Here is a 15,535-nt window from a genome sequence, read left to right on the forward strand (position 1 = left end):
ACACTAACGTACCCTTGGTCTCTTCTGCTGCGACGTGTATCGTTCTCTTCGAAGGCCTGGCTGCATCGGCCAAGTTTTGATTATGTCTCCCAATCACCTCATCTACGCTATGCTGACCCACCGGGGCCGCGTCCGTCATGGTAACGAAGACACCTGTGCTGCGGCGCCTGAGATTGGGGCGTTCGTCGTCTGCGATGGTATGGGCGGCGCGGCAGCGGGAGAGGTCGCGAGCAATCTGGCTGCGGATACGTTTTTGGCCAATCTCAGGCCACAGCCGAGTAGCGGGGAAGAGATGCAGAGGCCGCAGGCTCGTCTCAACGCGGCCATTCAGGCAGCAAATCACGCCGTCTACCAGCAGTCCCGCCAGTCGCGACAGTACAACGGCATGGGAACGACTCTGGTCTCACTGCTGCACACTCCTGTAGTCAATGGAGAAAATGGCAAGGCAAGCGCTGCCCGCCGCTCGTCGACCAACCACATCAACTCCCGCTTCACCGATCCTCCGACGCTCTGGCTTGGCCACGTCGGCGACAGTCGCTGCTACCGGCAAAGGCGGGGCAAGCTCGAGCAGCTCACCATTGATCACTCGCTGGTCGAAGAACAACTTCGCGCCGGGCAGATCACCATGGCCCAGGCGGCGAGATCGCCCATGCGCAACCTCATCACACGCGCGGTAGGTTCGCAGCCCACCGTTGAGGCGGAGATTCAGAGCCACCGCCCACAGCCGAACGATGTCTACATGCTCGCCTCCGACGGGTTGACCCATGAGGTCAGCGATGAAGAGATTGCGGAGATTCTGGCCGCCATCCCTAAGCCGCAGACCAAAGACGCGCTCACCAAGGCGTGCGAAGTGCTCATCACGGTCGCAAATCGCAACGGCGGCCATGACAACATCACGGTGCTGCTGGTCGCCGTTGTTCCTGATCTTCCCCGCCTGGTCTATGCGACCCACAGTTCGCAGACCCCTCGCAAACTGCTACACTGCGAAGTCGTCTGAAACTCCCTTATGTCCGACTTGAAAACGATTGCAATTCTCGGCGCCGGCACCATGGGCAACGGCATCGCGCACGTCTGCGCCCGCTCCGGCTTCAACGTAATCCTTTACGAGCTGCAGCAGCCGTTTCTTGATCGCGGGCTTGCCGCTATCGAAAAAAACCTTGCTCGCGAAGTCGCGAAGAACAAGCTCACCCAGCAGCAAGCCGACGTGGCAAGAGCGCGCATCAACCCTACGCTCGACCGCGAAGCGCTTGGCAGTTGCAGCCTGGCAATCGAGGCGGCTACCGAGAAGTTCGCGATCAAGTCAGAGATCTTTCGCGATCTCGACCGCATTCTCCCGGCAGACGCTATCCTCGCGACCAACACCAGTTCCATCTCAATCACGAAGCTTGCCGCTGTGACGAAGCGCCCTGAAAACGTGATCGGCATGCACTTCTTCAATCCGGTGCCTGTTATGCAGCTCGTCGAGGTTATTCGTGGCCTCGCGACTTCACAGGCCACCTTCGATGCCGTTCACGCACTCTCCAAACAGCTCGGCAAGACTGCTGTCGAGGTGAATGATGCTGCCGGATTTATCTCAAATCGCGTTCTGATGCCGCTCATCAACGAGGCTATCTACTCCGTGATGGAGGGTGTGGCCACAGCCGAAGCTGTCGATCAGGTCTTCGTGCTTGGCATGGCGCATCCCATGGGGCCGCTTACCCTCGCCGACTTCATTGGTCTCGACGTCTGTGCTGACATCATGCGCGTTCTCGCAGAAGGTCTTGGAAGTCCGAAGTACAATCCCTGTCCGTTGCTGGTTCGCATGGTCGATGCCGGCTGGCTAGGTAGAAAATCAGGTCGCGGCTTTTACACCTATCCGACAGGGTAGTACCTAGATTCAATTTTGAGGTTTTATGGGACACTCGACGTTTCTAGCCATCGCGTTAGCTTCTGTCAGCTGTTTCGCTCAGTCGCCGGCTCCGCAGCCTGCTTCGTTTCTCACCGCTCTACAGAAGATGCCCTCACAAGTTCGGGGGGGAACCTTTGACCAACAAGCATTCGACGCGTCACAGGCTGAGGCCTTGGCAGACGCGAATCTCGATGTGGCCGCCGCCTGCCGTCTTCTCGAAGCTGATCTCGCGGACTCGAATTCAACGGTGAACTTCTGGGCATTTGCTTCGCTGGGTAACCTGATGCGTCGGAAGAGCAATTCGGATAGTGACCGGCAGATTTTAGGGTCTACTTTGTTCACCTGCATCGACAGGAGCAAGGAATCTTCACAGAATGTATGCGTTAGCCTCGTGACAGACTATGGCATACCAATGTCCATCCTCGCCCAATTCAAAGATGCAGCGGACCGGAAGATTGCAGATGGAACCGCCTATCCGGCACTGGCGGTTGGACTGGGACTGCTCGCGACCAGGCGGCACATTGTGAATGCCGATACCGTTCTCGCAGACTTTTTCAGTAGTCCGAGACTACCGGATACAGTTAAGGCGAAGGCGATCTTCAGTCTGCAAAACATGCCGCTTTCGGATCAGGTGCTGGATGCTGTGGCCGAGCTCTTGTCGAAGACCAAGAACGATGAGCTGAAGTTACAGATCATTCAGATATCGCAAAAGCTTGGCGAACACGCTATGGAAAGGGAGCACAATACACTGCTCGCTCTAGAGGCGAATCTGAGCGAGAACGAGCACGTCCGTCAGGCAGCAGGGTACGCCCTCCGAGCAAGCCCACAGGCCGACACGGCGATTCCGGGGATACACTGAAAGATATAAATAGAAGAGGGAGAGGACATGCCGCAGGAGTTTTATTACGAAGACTTTTACGTAGGCCAGAAGTTCCATTCGCTTGGCCAGGCCAAGGTGACCGCCGAAGAGATCAAAGAGTTCGGCACCAAGTATGATCCGCAACCCTTCCACCTGGACGAGGCTGCCGGCGAAAACTCCTTCTTCAAGGGTCTAGCAGCATCGGGCTGGCTTACTGCTGCCATCGTTATGCGTCTTCGCGTTCAGTCGATCACGGTTGCTGGCGGCATGATCGGCGCGGGCGTCGAAGAGATGCGCTGGACTGAGCCCGTTCGGCCCGGTGATTCACTCCGCACCGAGATTGAGGTCGTAGGTGTCCGCCAATCAAACTCCCGCAAGGAGTACGGCGTGGTTCGCACCCGCACACTCGCCTTCAACCAGCGCGACCAGGTGGTCATGCGCTCGACGGTCAACTTCCTCGCTCCTGTCAGACCGACCACCTAGCCGCGAACGAGCCGATTGCAATGACTAGTGAAGATCTCGCTCTTCTCAAATCCAGCATCGACGGCGTGGTTACGCTGGAGACCGTCGAGGGCGAGCAGTTCCTCGCTCAAATCCTCTTCGTCTTCGATGACGGGGATACTCCCGACGTCTTCTACCTGAAGGTCGAACCGGGTCCCGATGGCAATTTTGTCCCGATAGGAAGCGGCGGCCGTTCGACGCTTCTCGCCGATATCGCTGCGGTTCATCGACTGGAGTCCTGAAGCTGCAGCAGCGCGAACCAATCTGGTTACCTTGGCCGGATACTCACAACCAATCGGCGTATTCTTACCCAATGATGCGTATGACAGTGCTCGCCTCCGGCTCCAAAGGCAATAGCACCGTCATCGCCAGCTCCCGGACACGCGTCCTGGTCGATGCGGGCCTCTCCTGCCGCGAGCTACTGAAGCGCATGGCCATCGCCGGAGAAGACCCTACCGCACTCGATGCCATTCTCATCACGCATGAGCATCAGGACCACGTTGCTGGCCTGGCGGTGCTTGCCCGCCGCCTCCAAATACCCGTCTTCTTCACCGAGCCGACCCACCGCGCCTGGGTGCGTATGCTCACCCCTCGCAGTACGATGACCTACGCCAAGTGGCTCGATCATGTACAGCGCGAAAAGGAAGCCCGCGCTGCCACCATAACCGCAAGCACCTCGACCGCTGGTCTCGCCGCCCAGTTAGCCGCGGAGTCCGAGGCGATCGCAAGCATCTCCGCCGAGGCTGCCGCGCTCAACCGCTCAGACGACCCCAACGCGCCTCTTGAGCTTCCCATCGATCCTGACGATGAAGAGCTCTGCGGCGCTGAACTCGAGTCTGCTGCCGCACAAAAAGCTGCCTTGAAGAGCGATCCCACTCACTTGCCTGCTGTCGAGTACTTCCACTCCGGCACACGGTTTTCCATCGGGGACATCGACATCACTCCCTTCACCATTCCGCACGATGCGGCGGACCCCTGCGGCTTCGTCTTCGAATCCGAAGGAATTCGCATGGCGCTCGCGACGGACCTGGGCTACATGCCACCCAACGTCAAATCCGCCCTGAAGCGCATCGATGTTCTGTTGCTCGAGTCCAACCATGACCTCGAGATGCTCCGCGATGGGCCGTATCCCTGGTCGGTCAAGCAGCGGGTTCTGTCGCGGGTCGGCCACTTGTCGAATCATGCGACTGCGGAGTTTCTGCAGAAGGACTACGACGGTGGCGCTGCCTGGATCGTTCTCGGCCATCTCTCCGAGTCCAATAACGCTCCTGAGCTGGCGCGGCTTGCGGCGGAACAGGCTCTGTGCGATCAGCCGACTTTGCTCGGTAACCGGATTCTTTTGGCGGGACAATCTGCCCCTCTTGATCCAATCTGCCTATAACTCTTGTGTTACCAATGTTTACCCGGGGTGCCTTTTACGGTTACTGTTCGATGAATCCTTTCTTTCCCTCCGGCTGTCTAACAGGTAGAATGGTGACTATAAAGTGATGAAAAAAACAGCGTTAGCATTTCCAGTGAACCGTAGAACCCATGCCTCCGGCTGCATCGATCAGGTGGTGGGGGATATCCTTTCCGGTTGGCGCTATGACATCTCTGGTCTCTCTCCCGCCATGCGTACGGACTACGATCAGCACTTGTCCGACTGCACCCATTGCCGTCGCCGCCAACGTGTTGCCCGCACCATCGATGTTCTCCTGATCAGTGTCAGCACGCTCTCCATTGTGGCATTCCTGCTGGCGGCCGTCGTCATTCACAGAGTTGAGCTTGTCACCCACATCAATACCGTCAGGGTCCATTTGAATCAGGCACATGCCGTCGCCGTCTCGCTTGAGGCTGTCGCGATTGCCGGTCTTGTCTTCTCGACGCTTCTCTGGGTTCTGGTTGCCGTCGCGACTCCGCTTCCGGGCTTTATCGGGGGCATCGTCCAGGAGCGCATTCCCGCAGATCTTCGCGACCGCTTCACCAAAAACGCTGCCTGAGACAGTTGTGAATTGTTGAGTTGTCAGCAGCGGGAGCCTGGCTCGTCTTCCTAGAATCGCGTTAGCTTTCCGCTGCTGACGACAACTCACCGATGTCTCCCTGCATTTGATAGCGTAGAGAAACCATGTCCCCCGCTCCTGAAGGCGAAGTCCTTCCTCCGCACACCGGCGCAACGACCGATCATCCGATCCCCGACTATGAGCGAGAGGTGTCGCGCCCAAATTCCCGCGAACGCGGCTGGAACTTCCTCGCCACGCCTGGCACGTACATCCTGCTGGGCATCAATATCGCCGTCTTCTGCTACATGATTTTTCGGGGGGTCTCGCCCAGCAGCCCCACTCCGGGCCAACTGCTCTACTTCGGCGCCACAAACACAGAGTTCATTCTGCATGGCCAGTGGTATCGCCTGCTCACGGCTACCTTCGTTCACGTCGGTCTGCTTCACATCGCGACCAATATGTGGTGCCTGTGGAACCTTGGGCTGCTGGGCGAACCCCTGCTGGGTCCCTTCGGGCTGATCGCTGTCTACGTCATCACCGGCGTCGCTGGTAATCTGCTGGGTCTGTGTTCCAACGTGGTGTTTCGGGACTACACCTCGGTTGGCGCAGGAGCTTCGGGTGCGGTCTTCGGCATCGCCGGCATCCTGATCGTACTGCTTTCGAACAAAAACCTCCCGATCCCGGCGTTCGAACTTAATCGCCTTCGACGGTCCGTTATCCAGTTCGCAGTGTTGAATCTGATCATCGGCATCGGCGCCAACTTTACCAGCATTGTGCGCATCGATAATCACGCTCATATCGGCGGCTTTCTCAGCGGATTGGCGTTGGGTGTCCCGCTGGTGCCGCGCATGACCTCCGGCCGTGCCCGCTACCTTGCGCGGCAGAAGATCACCTTCGCCGCCGCCGCGTTTCTGCTGTTCCTCTTCGCGTACTTCATCACCAAGCTCAGGTAGGTTTGCTTAGCGAACTAGCAAGTCAGCGAGTTAGCAAGCCAGCGAACTTCTCGCCGACTTGCGAACTCGCTGAACTCCCGCTGACCCGCAAGATGAACGTACTCAGAACGTCAGTTTGAGGGCAAGTTGTATTAAGCGCGGGTTGTTGACGATTGAATTCACTGAGCCGAAGAACGGGGACACTGTGCCCGCAGCCGGTGAATTGAAGTTGATGTCGGCGATTGGCGATCCGTACTGTGGGTGATTGAAGAGGTTGAAGAATTCAGCGCGGAAGTTCAAGCCCATCTCACGAGGCAGGCGAAATTGCTTGATGAGTGAGAAGTCGGAGTTGACGAAGTCGGGTCCCGTGGCGGGGACACGATTGGCGTTGCCGAGTTTGCCGGGGGTGATCAACGCGCCGGTGGTGCTGTCAATTTGTTGGGCCTGAGGCGGGGTAAAGCAAGCAGAGTTGATCCACTGGTAGTGGCTATGACTTGCTGAGTGCGTATCGCAGCCGGGAACCTGGTCGGGCCGGTTGTAGTTAAAGCTGTTGCCGCCTTCATTGAAGGTAGTGCCGGACTGGTTATTGCTGTCGATGAGTGGAACCGGGAACCCGGAAGAGATCCTCTCAATCAGCGTCACCTGCCAGTTGCCAAGAAGACTGTCGGTCACAGGGCCCCAGGTGCTTCCGAACGCTTTGCCCTTACCGAATGGCAGATCATAGATGATGCTTGCAGTGAAGCTGTGATTCAGGTTGATCTGCGACAGGCCCCAGTCGAGATTTTGCCAGTTGGGGAGTGGGAAATACACCGCGCTCAACAACGAGCCCAGGCCGTCGCTTAGACCGTTGTCGTATGTCCGGGAGTAGGTGTAGGCGATCAGCCCGTAAAGACCGTGCTTAGGCGCCTTGGTCTCTGCTTTAATCTGCAGCGAGTTGTAATGTGTTTTGCCTACATCGCCAAAGAGAATGATCGAGTTGAAGTTCTCGGTGGGGAAGGGAAAGACGTAGGGTGCGCCGCCGGGCAGGCAACCGATCGTATAGGTAGAGTCGACTCCGCAAGCAGAGGGGCTGTTGACGTTGATGGCATTGCCGCTTACCAGAATGTGGCCGGCGACCGCGCCCGCGTAGCCAGCGGTGAGCAGAACATTGCCTGGTAGCTCGCGTTCCACGTTGACGTTATATTGATGAACCCTGCCGGGCTGGAAGTGGGGCGGCTGGTAGTAGAACGTGCCTTGGAAATTGTCCACAGTCCCCGGCGTGGGCGGAATCGGAAAGCCGTCGGAGAGGAAAAAGGTTCCCGAAGGTGTCTGGCCGTTAAGGGCGCAGAATGAAGTCGCAAAGGCGCAGCCCGCCCCGGCGAATTGATCCGTCTCGCCGAGGTTGGGTGGATTTTGCCACAGGCCCTGCGCGCCCTGGCTCCAGACCGAGTCGTGGTAGATGCCGAAGCCGGCGCGGAGCACGGTCTTGTCGCTTCCCGCAACCTTCCAGGCGAAGCCTAAGCGTGGTTCGTACGCACCACCGAACCTGTCGATGCCCGCCGAACGGCTCACCCCGTTCTGACCTGCGATGAGAAGCTCTCTCGTCGAAGGAATGTAGTTCGCCATCCGGTCATGGACCTCGGTGATCGGACTCGTAATGCCCCACGCCAGGCCCAGATTGAGCGTCAGCGACGGGATGATCCGCCAGTCATCCTCGACGAAGGGCCTTATGATCTTCCAGCGGCGGCCGGTGACAGCGCCATTGAATGTCTGGTCGTGGATGGCGCCGCCGCTAATCCCCATCAGCAGGTCGGCCATGGGATTGCCGCCGGCTGTACCTCCCCCGGTAAAGTTTCCGGTGACACCAGGGAGCAGAAAGCCGGATCCAAAGGCTTCTGTGCCCACATTCATCTGATTGGCCCGGAGATCGATGCCGACGTGAATATCGTGTTTGCCGCGGATCAGGTCGAGATCGTCTCTGAAGGAGTAGATATTGGTTCCACCTTGAAAGGGGGAGTAGCCGCGATCGCCAAGTGACCAATATCCACTGGTGGGCTCAACGGAAACTATACCTTGACTGTAGGAGCCTCCGGGAAGTGGGGTACCGTCCGGCGAGCAGCCAGTATTGGCATTGGGAATGCCCAGAAGGGCCGATCCGCAGGTGAAGTTACCCTGTGAGTCAATGTAGTTGAAGATGCGGTCGTACCCGAAGGTGGCCTGGTTGAGTGTGTTAGCCGCGAACACGTGACTCCAGCCGATGCCGGTATTGCGTGCGTGATTGATGAGGTTTTCATTGCTGCCGAAGGCGTTGGCTTCGGCAAGGGTGGGAGCGCCGCCGGGCGCAAAAGAGAATGCCTGGTCGTAGCTGAAACGGCCAAACAGGTTGTCCTTGGCCGTGAGCGTATGGTCCAGTCGAATATCGAATTTGGTTTCGTTCAGGATGCGGACGGGCTCGTTGACATAGTTGTAACTTCCGCCGGAAGCGTTGGGCGCAGGATAGATATTGAGCAGTCCCTGGCCAGCACTGTTAATCAGGTTTCTGGGGATCTTGCTGCAGGGGGTTCCCTGTGACTGGCTGCCGTCGGGGTTCGCGGGTATCGGATTGCCTGCGCCGTCGCATTGGAAGTAGACGTTTGGGTAGTTGGCCGGGTTGGTGGATGAGCCAGCCATATTAGGGTTGGCAATGGCTAAACCTGAGACGGGTTGACCGAAGGGGTCGGCAGAAAAGTCGCCATTGTGCATTGCCGATGAAGGAACCAGACCGGTGAAGGTGATTCCCTGGCGTTGATACTTTTGCTCGCCATCCACGAAGAAGAACGTTTTATTGTGGATGATGGGCCCTCCGATAGAGCCACCAAATTGATTCAGATTGAACTTCGGGGTTGTAGTGGCAAAAGGGCCTTTCGCGTCGAAGGAGGTGTTGCGGACGAACTCGAAGAGAGATCCGTGGAAGTTATTTGTACCCGACTTGGTTGTGACCAGCACGGTAGGGCCGGCGCGGGTACCGTATTCCGCGGAATAGCTGTAGGTGAGCACCTTGAATTCCGCGATATCGTCGATGGAAGTTAAGACGCCATAACCGCCTGCCGTCAGTTCGTTATTGTCGATTCCATCGAGGAGCCAATCGGTGCTGTTAGGACGGGAACCGCCGACCGACAGAGAGAACCCACCGCGCGCGGCCACCTCGCTGTCTGCACTGGCGTTAAAAAAGCTGCCGGTGTTGGTCTCTGCCGTAGCACCTGCGGTGAGCGTGGCGAGTTGGACGAAGTCGCGACCGTTCAAGGGAAGCTGCGACACCTGCTGCGAGGTAATGACCTGGCCGAGAGAAGCGTTCGTGGTCTCGGTAGTTACGGCGTCACCGGAGACCGTCACGGTAGAGACGACGGTTGCAGGAAGAATGGAGAAATCGAGTTCGCGGGCCTGGTCAACGTCGAGATTGAGACCTTTCGCTTCGGTGCTTTGAAAGCCGGTGAAGTCGACGCGCACAGTGTAATTGCCGACGGGGATCAAAGGAACCAGATAGTGACCGGCGCTGTCCGTTTTGGCTTCGCGAGTCAGGCCGGTGCCTTCGCCGGTGACCGTGACCGTAGCTCCTGCTATGGCCGATCCGGATTTATCGTGGACATTTCCGGAAAAACTACCGGTGGCCTGGCCATACATGGCCGGACAGATGGCAAACGCGAGAGCGAAGGCGACAACAAAAAATGAGGTTTTGAGCGAAATCATGTTCGTCAAACCTTCTATAAGGTTCGGACACTGGCCATTCCTGATTATGCGTTTCATCACAACCCCTTTCGATAACTTCGGCTAAAGGTGGTTCTTGCGTGTAGGGAAGATTGCAGCTTATAGAGCAGGGCACTACTGAGACAACGAAATTCGACAAAGAACTGAACGATTTTGAATAGGCTATCCTGCTCCTCGCAAATAACGAGAAGCTGTGGCCCAATGTGAAGCAATTGAGTCCCGGGTCCGCGTAACGCGATGATTTTACAAACTTTAAAAAATCGGAGGTACGACTAACCTACACAGAAAATTTCTGAAGTCAATCTAAAACCACATTGAGAGAGCCATCAAAAAGGTAATCAATACATCGAACGTGACGTCTGCGTGCTCTCACTTGGAATACATGCGCATACGTTCGGCGAGAGAGTTGAGTTCGCGAGAATCGCGGATTTTTTGCTGAATGCAGCACGCGATGCTCGACGCTGGCATGATAGGGTATTCGCCAATCAGGAGTACAGAGCCCTATCGCAGCCCGGTCTTATTCGCCCTTGGCCCAGAACTCTTCCAGCACGCGCGCACTCTCTTCCAGTAGCGCCTGCGCCTCTACATCAAATGCGTTCAGATGTTCGCTCTCCACATCCAGCGTACCGATTACGCGCTCGCCATGGCCGAGAATCGGAACGATAATCTCCGCACGGGTACTGTCGAACGTAGTCATGTAGCCTGAGTCATCGGCCACATTCCCCGCATTGATGGTTCTTCTTCCAGCGATCGCCCTTGAAGTGAGACCCTGGGTAATCGGAAACGCCTGATGAGAGGGAGCGGAGTATCCACTCCACGCGATATTCACCACCAGACCGCGCTGAAAGTCGACATCGTAGATCCCCACCCAGCGCCAGGAGCCTTCCTTCCGAATCGCATCCACGATTCGTTTCGCTTTGATTGCGCGGTCTGAGTCTTCGGCAGTAATGTTCCTGAGCGTACCCAGCAGTTCGCTATCCGGCACCAGTCGATCCTCCGGTCTTCGTCAGGGAAGAGGGTTGTCTTTCGCGGCAAATTATGGGGAAGGGAAGTCCCGTTAGCTGAGCGTCGTCTGGGCGAACTTCCGCACCATAGCGAGGAGCAGTCTTCGGTCGCTCTCCGACAGGTGGGCCGAGTACCGCTGCACCTGGGTCAAGAATCGAATCTCCTCTTCGCCAAGGTTCAGCCCCGACATCTCCTTGGCCATCGCCTCCTCGGCGAAGAACTCCGAGAGCTGCAGGTCAAGAGCCCGTGCGATCTTCTGCAGCGTCTCAAGGGAGGGCACTGTGTGGCCGTTCTCCACGCGCGAGAGGTAACACCGCAGAAGTCCGGTTCGCTTCTCGATGTCGCCCTGCGACATGCCCTTTTGCAGACGGTATCCGCGAATTGTCGTACCGATATTCATCGAGATCGAAAGAGCCTCAATCGACTCGTTCGCCACATCTACAGGGATAGTTTGCATGTCAGCCATTAGCCACAAAGTAAACACCCGCAACGACTTGGTCAATGACTATCTTAGGTGACCGTGTGAATCCCGAACCATCCCAGGTTCATGCAGAGGGAGTTACCGGCCAAACCCTGAAGCCTTACTTGAACCCTGCTCAGATATGGAACCGAGCCCATCATTAACGGATCAATTACTAACTCCGAAGTAATCCCGGGTTATACCCCAATCCACCGGTAGACGCTGCACAGATCCTCCGGTGAGGCTACGTGGTCGGCCGCCGCATCTTCCTCCGACATTTCCACAGTCCCGGTCCAGAGAAGCTTGAAACCTGCATGGGCGTCGAACACCTCGCCTGCCTCCGGGTTGAAGTAGATCACGTCCAGCAGACCTGGCCGATCTGCAAATTCGCTCTCCAACCGCTCGATCAAACGCTTCACCACCGGCGCCGCGAACGGGTTGAAGAGATAGAGCAGGCAAGGTCCCTCGGGAAACGAAAACTCCGTCGCATCCTGACAAAGAATCTGGACTGGACACACCGCTCGTCCCGCGCCGGTCCACACTGTGAGATTCGCCTCGGCAGTTTTGGCCAACGATGCGTTCAGTTCCACACCGATCGCCTGCCGAAACTGAAACTCGGAGGCCATCATGACCGGACGCCCCTTCCCGCAACCCAGATCGACAAAACTGTACTGAGAGATCGCTGCATGGCCCGAGTCGGCAATCCAGTCCTCCATCACCCGCCGAAACCGCGACGGAGCCATTCCGTAGTACGCGGTGTTGAACACATCGTTTTTATGTCCCGAGCGCAGGTCGCCGCCACCGATCAGCCCACTCGTATCGACGCCATAGCGCCGGTCGAACGGATGCAGCAGAGGCTTTTCCCCACCGGGTGCCTTGTCCTGGTGATGCAGCCGCCCCAGTGCGGTCCGCATCGTGCCGCGCAGCCCACGCTGGGCGAGCGACCATCGCAGCTTCGACCATGCCGTGTTGATTCTCGTCATTGCGTTATCTTGTCTGCGTCAGGAACGAAGCCCCGCCCATCTTTCATCCCTTCGCAGAAAACTCAATGCAGTTCCCACCGTAGTGCAGGATCGACAAGCGTCTGCAGCAAAAAGTTATTTTTTGGCGGCGACCAGTGGGCCAACCGGCGCAGCAGCGAGACAAAGAGCGAACGTTGCGCCACCACAATATCGACTGCCTTCTCGGAAATAAATGCATTCCGCATCGAGTGTGGTGTTCCGCCCTCGAAGAACAGTCTGTCCGTTCCAATCGCAATCTCATGTTCGATCAGGTAGGCACGAATCACCGTCCCGACAGAGTACTTCTCGAGACCCCCGCGATTCATCTGCCAGTCAATCTCGGACACTCCATGATGTCTCCTGCCGCCGAGCAGGCCCATCCACTGGCCGTCCGGCGTCTTCACTCCAACGCAAAACAGCCCGTCCAGCTCCTTCATCGTGCGGTATCGCCTCTCGAGAACGACCTCCGAGACAGGATGTGTCGACGCCGCGTTCAATTCGATCAGCTGAGCCTTGTTCAGCACACTCTTCACATCGCCCTCGAAGGTGCATCCCAACTCCGCTTCGGCCTTTCGGCGGTAGTACCTCAGATTACGCCGCGTGTGCTTGCCCATAGCTGCCAGGGTCTCATCGCCCGTCTTCTCCAGCACAATAGTTGCCCCAACTTCGCGTGTCTGTGTCGTCCACAGACGCTTCTTATCTCCCTCCGAGCCGTCGAAGCACTCCGACCATTTCTCGTTGCCTTCGCCTGCATAGCTGAGCATCACAACCTGCGCGCTATGCGCCATCAGGTAGCGACCCACACTTGCCGAGATCTTCGTCCGTTCGGTAGGGGGTGCTATCACAGCTCTACTGCCATTGAAGTCGCTCGTAGTGAAGACGCGCGACGGCATCCCGAGCACCTTGTACTCATAGACCAGGACCGCGCCCTTCAAATCTTCGGCCCGCAGTTCGGTCAGGTTTAAATCCGAGCGCTTCCCTACAAGCACGAGATAGGGGATCTTCTTCAGGTTGTCAGGTCCGGTAAGGAAGTATTCTAGGTAGTCCATTGCCCCGGTCTGTTCGCAGAGAGAACTCAGACGCACCAGCACAGGCTGAATCCGCAGAATCGCGGCTCGTCCGCGCAGAACGAAAAAGTGCACGGTGTCCAGATCGTTCCCCAGTAAATCCTTCACTTCATGACTGGTCGAAAGCATAGTGAACCGAAGATCGCTGAAAATGATGCGGGTGTTTTTTTGCTGGGCTACTGCTTCTGATGCATCTCGCCAGCTCTATGGCCGGTCATGGGGCGAAGAAAATAAAGATCTTTGGCAGATGTGTTACATGGCGGCTAAAAAGCGTACGCCAAATTCATCAATCCGGATCTTCCCAGTTCAACTGTTACTGCAGTGTTTCTGGAGCGGATTTTTCAATGCCTACCCCCTGCGTCTATAAGAAGTAATCCCAAAATAGCTCTGAACGGGCACAAAAGATAGACCTCGACATACGAAAATCCAAACCATAAATCGAGTGCTAGAAAGACTTTACAGCAAGTCAAGCACGAGACCGAAACTTAAAAAGTTCCTCCAACTGGTAACTCGACACCAGTTACCCCATGTACATGCCGCCGTTGACGTCCAATGTGTGGCCCGTGATGTAGGCTGCCTCCTCCGAGGCAAGAAACGCAACCGCATGCGCGACCTCGACATCGGTCCCAACTCGACCCAGCGGAATGAACTGCGCGTTCATCGCCTTTTGATCTTCGGTCAACACCTCTGTCATCGCCGTCTCGATAAATCCAGGTGCCACTGCATTTACCGTAATCGTCCGGCTCGCCAGCTCGCGAGCCAGCGACTTGGTCAACCCAATCAGCCCTGCCTTTGAAGCCGCATAGTTCGCCTGGCCCGCTTGCCCAGTCTCTCCCACCACAGAGGTCACATTGATGATCCGTCCCCACCGGCCCTTCACCATCTGCGACATCACCGCCTGCGTCATCAGAAATGCGCCCGTCAGGTTCGTCGTCAGAACATCGTCCCAATCCTTCCGCTTCATCCGCAGCGCCAGAATGTCCCGCGTGATTCCAGCGTTGTTCACCAGGATATTCACTGCGCCGAAGTGCGCAATCACCGCCTTGGCGCACTCCTTGATCGACTCTTCGTTCGCGACATCCAGCGCAAACGCATGTGCCTTACCGCCCGCAGCCGTAATCTCCGCAGCAACCCCCGCCAGCTTGTCGAGATTTCTCGCTGCCAGCGCCACCGTCGCTCCCGCCCGTGCCAACTCCAGCGCACATGCGCGACCAATCCCCTGAGACGCCCCGGTAACCAATGCAATACGACCAGCGTTAATGCTCATGAACCTCCTCGAACCGAACTCACCCATTATACGAAGCGCAGCTCGGAACTCCGCGAGCCAGACTAGCGGTCTTCCCGCAGCGACCAGATGTACACGCTCAACTCCCGCGCGAAGTGCAGCACTGGCGCGCGTTCCGGCAGCGCGATTCCGTGCGCAGCAGGCAGCTCATTCACGCGAATCTCCGCTTCGGCTCGCTCCAACGGCCAGGGAGGATGATGAATGTGTCCCACCAGCACCCGCCCTCCGTGCGGAGTAAACAGACAGTATCGCTCCGTCAAAAAATATTCCAGCGTACCGTCGACACTAGGCCCCGCAACCTCGCCCAGTCCGCGATAGTTCGCTTCAAACCGAACGCTCTCCCTCGTCATCAACCTTCTGCTCATGTACTCGATTGCCCCATCCGCCGAAATCTCTCGCTGCATGCTGGCCGGAAAATATGGCAGATGAAACAGCGCCCGCGCACCGGCAACAGCCAGCGCACTCGCTGCATCGAGCGAAAAAAAATATACCCCACGCAACCCTGTAATCCGCGATCGAACATACGTCCGCAGATTCAACTCGCAAAACTCCCCCGTGCTCGGAACGGTGACGCATCTCTGCCCAAACGCACGTGTCCGCACCCGATCCATCCAGAACGGCACCACACCGACCCACGCCCATCCGTCGAAGCTGTCCACTTCAAGTCCTGCCGGTACCAGCCGCGCCATCGCCTCCGGGGCAATCGGCCAATGCGCAAATAGTAGATCGTTCCATCGCTGTGCCATCCTCCACCGCCCGGCCGGCAATAGGTAAGGCCGATGCGCGAGGGAGCTCAGAACATCCATTACTCCAGCATAGTCGTCATCGAATTACT

The 15,535-nt window shown here is 57.2% G+C and carries 15 protein-coding genes; 8 read left to right on the forward strand and 7 right to left on the reverse strand.

From position 1 onward, the window contains the following. Window positions 1–82 precede the first annotated feature (82 nt). The 8 genes from HDF14_RS09385 to HDF14_RS09420 all read left to right on the forward strand — a co-directional run bounded on the left by HDF14_RS09385 (window position 83) and on the right by HDF14_RS09420 (window position 6,180). The gene (locus HDF14_RS09385; RefSeq protein WP_183975801.1) at window positions 83–997 is read left to right on the forward strand and encodes a PP2C family protein-serine/threonine phosphatase; all 915 of its coding nucleotides are present in this window, start codon (window positions 83–85) and stop codon (window positions 995–997) included. 9 nt (window positions 998–1,006) lie between these two features. Then, window positions 1,007–1,867: a 3-hydroxybutyryl-CoA dehydrogenase gene (locus tag HDF14_RS09390; RefSeq protein WP_183975803.1), complete on the forward strand. Its 861-nt coding sequence runs from the start codon at window positions 1,007–1,009 to the stop codon at window positions 1,865–1,867. Window positions 1,868–1,892: 25 nt separating this feature from the next. Continuing rightward, on the forward strand, window positions 1,893–2,747 hold the full coding sequence (locus tag HDF14_RS09395) for a hypothetical protein (protein ID WP_183975805.1): 855 nt from the start codon (window positions 1,893–1,895) through the stop codon (window positions 2,745–2,747). A gap of 27 nt (window positions 2,748–2,774) precedes the next feature. After that, a complete protein-coding gene (locus tag HDF14_RS09400; RefSeq protein ID WP_183975807.1) occupies window positions 2,775–3,230 on the forward strand; it encodes a MaoC family dehydratase in 456 nt (151 codons plus the stop codon). A 20-nt stretch (window positions 3,231–3,250) separates the two neighbouring features. Continuing rightward, on the forward strand, window positions 3,251–3,490 hold the full coding sequence (locus HDF14_RS09405) for a hypothetical protein (protein ID WP_183975809.1): 240 nt from the start codon (window positions 3,251–3,253) through the stop codon (window positions 3,488–3,490). A 71-nt stretch (window positions 3,491–3,561) separates the two neighbouring features. Beyond that, on the forward strand, window positions 3,562–4,629 hold the full coding sequence (locus tag HDF14_RS09410) for an MBL fold metallo-hydrolase (protein WP_183975810.1): 1,068 nt from the start codon (window positions 3,562–3,564) through the stop codon (window positions 4,627–4,629). Between the two features lie 133 nt (window positions 4,630–4,762). Further along, window positions 4,763–5,227, forward strand: coding sequence for a hypothetical protein (locus tag HDF14_RS09415; protein WP_313899530.1), 465 nt, complete (start codon window positions 4,763–4,765; stop codon window positions 5,225–5,227). A 125-nt stretch (window positions 5,228–5,352) separates the two neighbouring features. Continuing rightward, window positions 5,353–6,180, forward strand: coding sequence for a rhomboid family intramembrane serine protease (locus HDF14_RS09420; protein ID WP_183975815.1), 828 nt, complete (start codon window positions 5,353–5,355; stop codon window positions 6,178–6,180). Window positions 6,181–6,282: 102 nt separating this feature from the next. Here HDF14_RS09420 and HDF14_RS09425 read toward each other — a convergent pair whose 3' ends face one another. From HDF14_RS09425 to HDF14_RS09455, 7 genes are all read right to left on the reverse strand, one after another. Then, the gene (locus tag HDF14_RS09425; protein WP_183975817.1) at window positions 6,283–9,864 is read right to left on the reverse strand and encodes a TonB-dependent receptor; all 3,582 of its coding nucleotides are present in this window, start codon (window positions 9,862–9,864) and stop codon (window positions 6,283–6,285) included. A 535-nt stretch (window positions 9,865–10,399) separates the two neighbouring features. Further along, window positions 10,400–10,867: a GAF domain-containing protein gene (locus HDF14_RS09430; RefSeq protein WP_183975819.1), complete on the reverse strand. Its 468-nt coding sequence runs from the start codon at window positions 10,865–10,867 to the stop codon at window positions 10,400–10,402. Between the two features lie 72 nt (window positions 10,868–10,939). Next, window positions 10,940–11,287, reverse strand: coding sequence for a helix-turn-helix domain-containing protein (locus HDF14_RS09435; RefSeq protein ID WP_260698189.1), 348 nt, complete (start codon window positions 11,285–11,287; stop codon window positions 10,940–10,942). Window positions 11,288–11,544: 257 nt separating this feature from the next. After that, window positions 11,545–12,330 (reverse strand): class I SAM-dependent methyltransferase, encoded by a 786-nt coding sequence (locus HDF14_RS09440; protein ID WP_183975821.1) that lies wholly within the window; start codon window positions 12,328–12,330, stop codon window positions 11,545–11,547. 62 nt (window positions 12,331–12,392) lie between these two features. Further along, the gene (locus tag HDF14_RS09445; protein WP_183975823.1) at window positions 12,393–13,544 is read right to left on the reverse strand and encodes a hypothetical protein; all 1,152 of its coding nucleotides are present in this window, start codon (window positions 13,542–13,544) and stop codon (window positions 12,393–12,395) included. A gap of 391 nt (window positions 13,545–13,935) precedes the next feature. Next, a complete protein-coding gene (gene fabG, locus HDF14_RS09450; RefSeq protein WP_183975825.1) occupies window positions 13,936–14,682 on the reverse strand; it encodes a 3-oxoacyl-[acyl-carrier-protein] reductase in 747 nt (248 codons plus the stop codon). Between the two features lie 62 nt (window positions 14,683–14,744). After that, entirely contained in the window at window positions 14,745–15,506 is a 762-nt protein-coding gene (locus HDF14_RS09455; RefSeq protein WP_183975826.1) for a YqjF family protein, read from the reverse strand. Window positions 15,507–15,535 lie beyond the last annotated feature (29 nt).

The organism is Tunturiibacter gelidiferens, assembly GCF_014201335.1.
Taxonomy (GTDB): domain Bacteria; phylum Acidobacteriota; class Terriglobia; order Terriglobales; family Acidobacteriaceae; genus Edaphobacter; species Edaphobacter lichenicola_E.

Coding starts and splice junctions, on each gene's coding strand:
- HDF14_RS09385 (WP_183975801.1), top strand. CDS start 83: ATGTCTCCCAATCACCTCATCTACGCTATGCTGACCCACCGGGGCCGC.
- HDF14_RS09390 (WP_183975803.1), top strand. CDS start 1,007: ATGTCCGACTTGAAAACGATTGCAATTCTCGGCGCCGGCACCATGGGC.
- HDF14_RS09395 (WP_183975805.1), top strand. CDS start 1,893: ATGGGACACTCGACGTTTCTAGCCATCGCGTTAGCTTCTGTCAGCTGT.
- HDF14_RS09400 (WP_183975807.1), top strand. CDS start 2,775: ATGCCGCAGGAGTTTTATTACGAAGACTTTTACGTAGGCCAGAAGTTC.
- HDF14_RS09405 (WP_183975809.1), top strand. CDS start 3,251: ATGACTAGTGAAGATCTCGCTCTTCTCAAATCCAGCATCGACGGCGTG.
- HDF14_RS09410 (WP_183975810.1), top strand. CDS start 3,562: ATGATGCGTATGACAGTGCTCGCCTCCGGCTCCAAAGGCAATAGCACC.
- HDF14_RS09420 (WP_183975815.1), top strand. CDS start 5,353: ATGTCCCCCGCTCCTGAAGGCGAAGTCCTTCCTCCGCACACCGGCGCA.
- HDF14_RS09425 (WP_183975817.1), bottom strand. CDS start 9,864: ATGATTTCGCTCAAAACCTCATTTTTTGTTGTCGCCTTCGCTCTCGCG.
- HDF14_RS09435 (WP_260698189.1), bottom strand. CDS start 11,287: ATGAATATCGGTACGACAATTCGCGGATACCGTCTGCAAAAGGGCATG.
- HDF14_RS09440 (WP_183975821.1), bottom strand. CDS start 12,330: ATGACGAGAATCAACACGGCATGGTCGAAGCTGCGATGGTCGCTCGCC.
- HDF14_RS09445 (WP_183975823.1), bottom strand. CDS start 13,544: ATGCTTTCGACCAGTCATGAAGTGAAGGATTTACTGGGGAACGATCTG.
- fabG (WP_183975825.1), bottom strand. CDS start 14,682: ATGAGCATTAACGCTGGTCGTATTGCATTGGTTACCGGGGCGTCTCAG.
- HDF14_RS09455 (WP_183975826.1), bottom strand. CDS start 15,506: ATGGATGTTCTGAGCTCCCTCGCGCATCGGCCTTACCTATTGCCGGCC.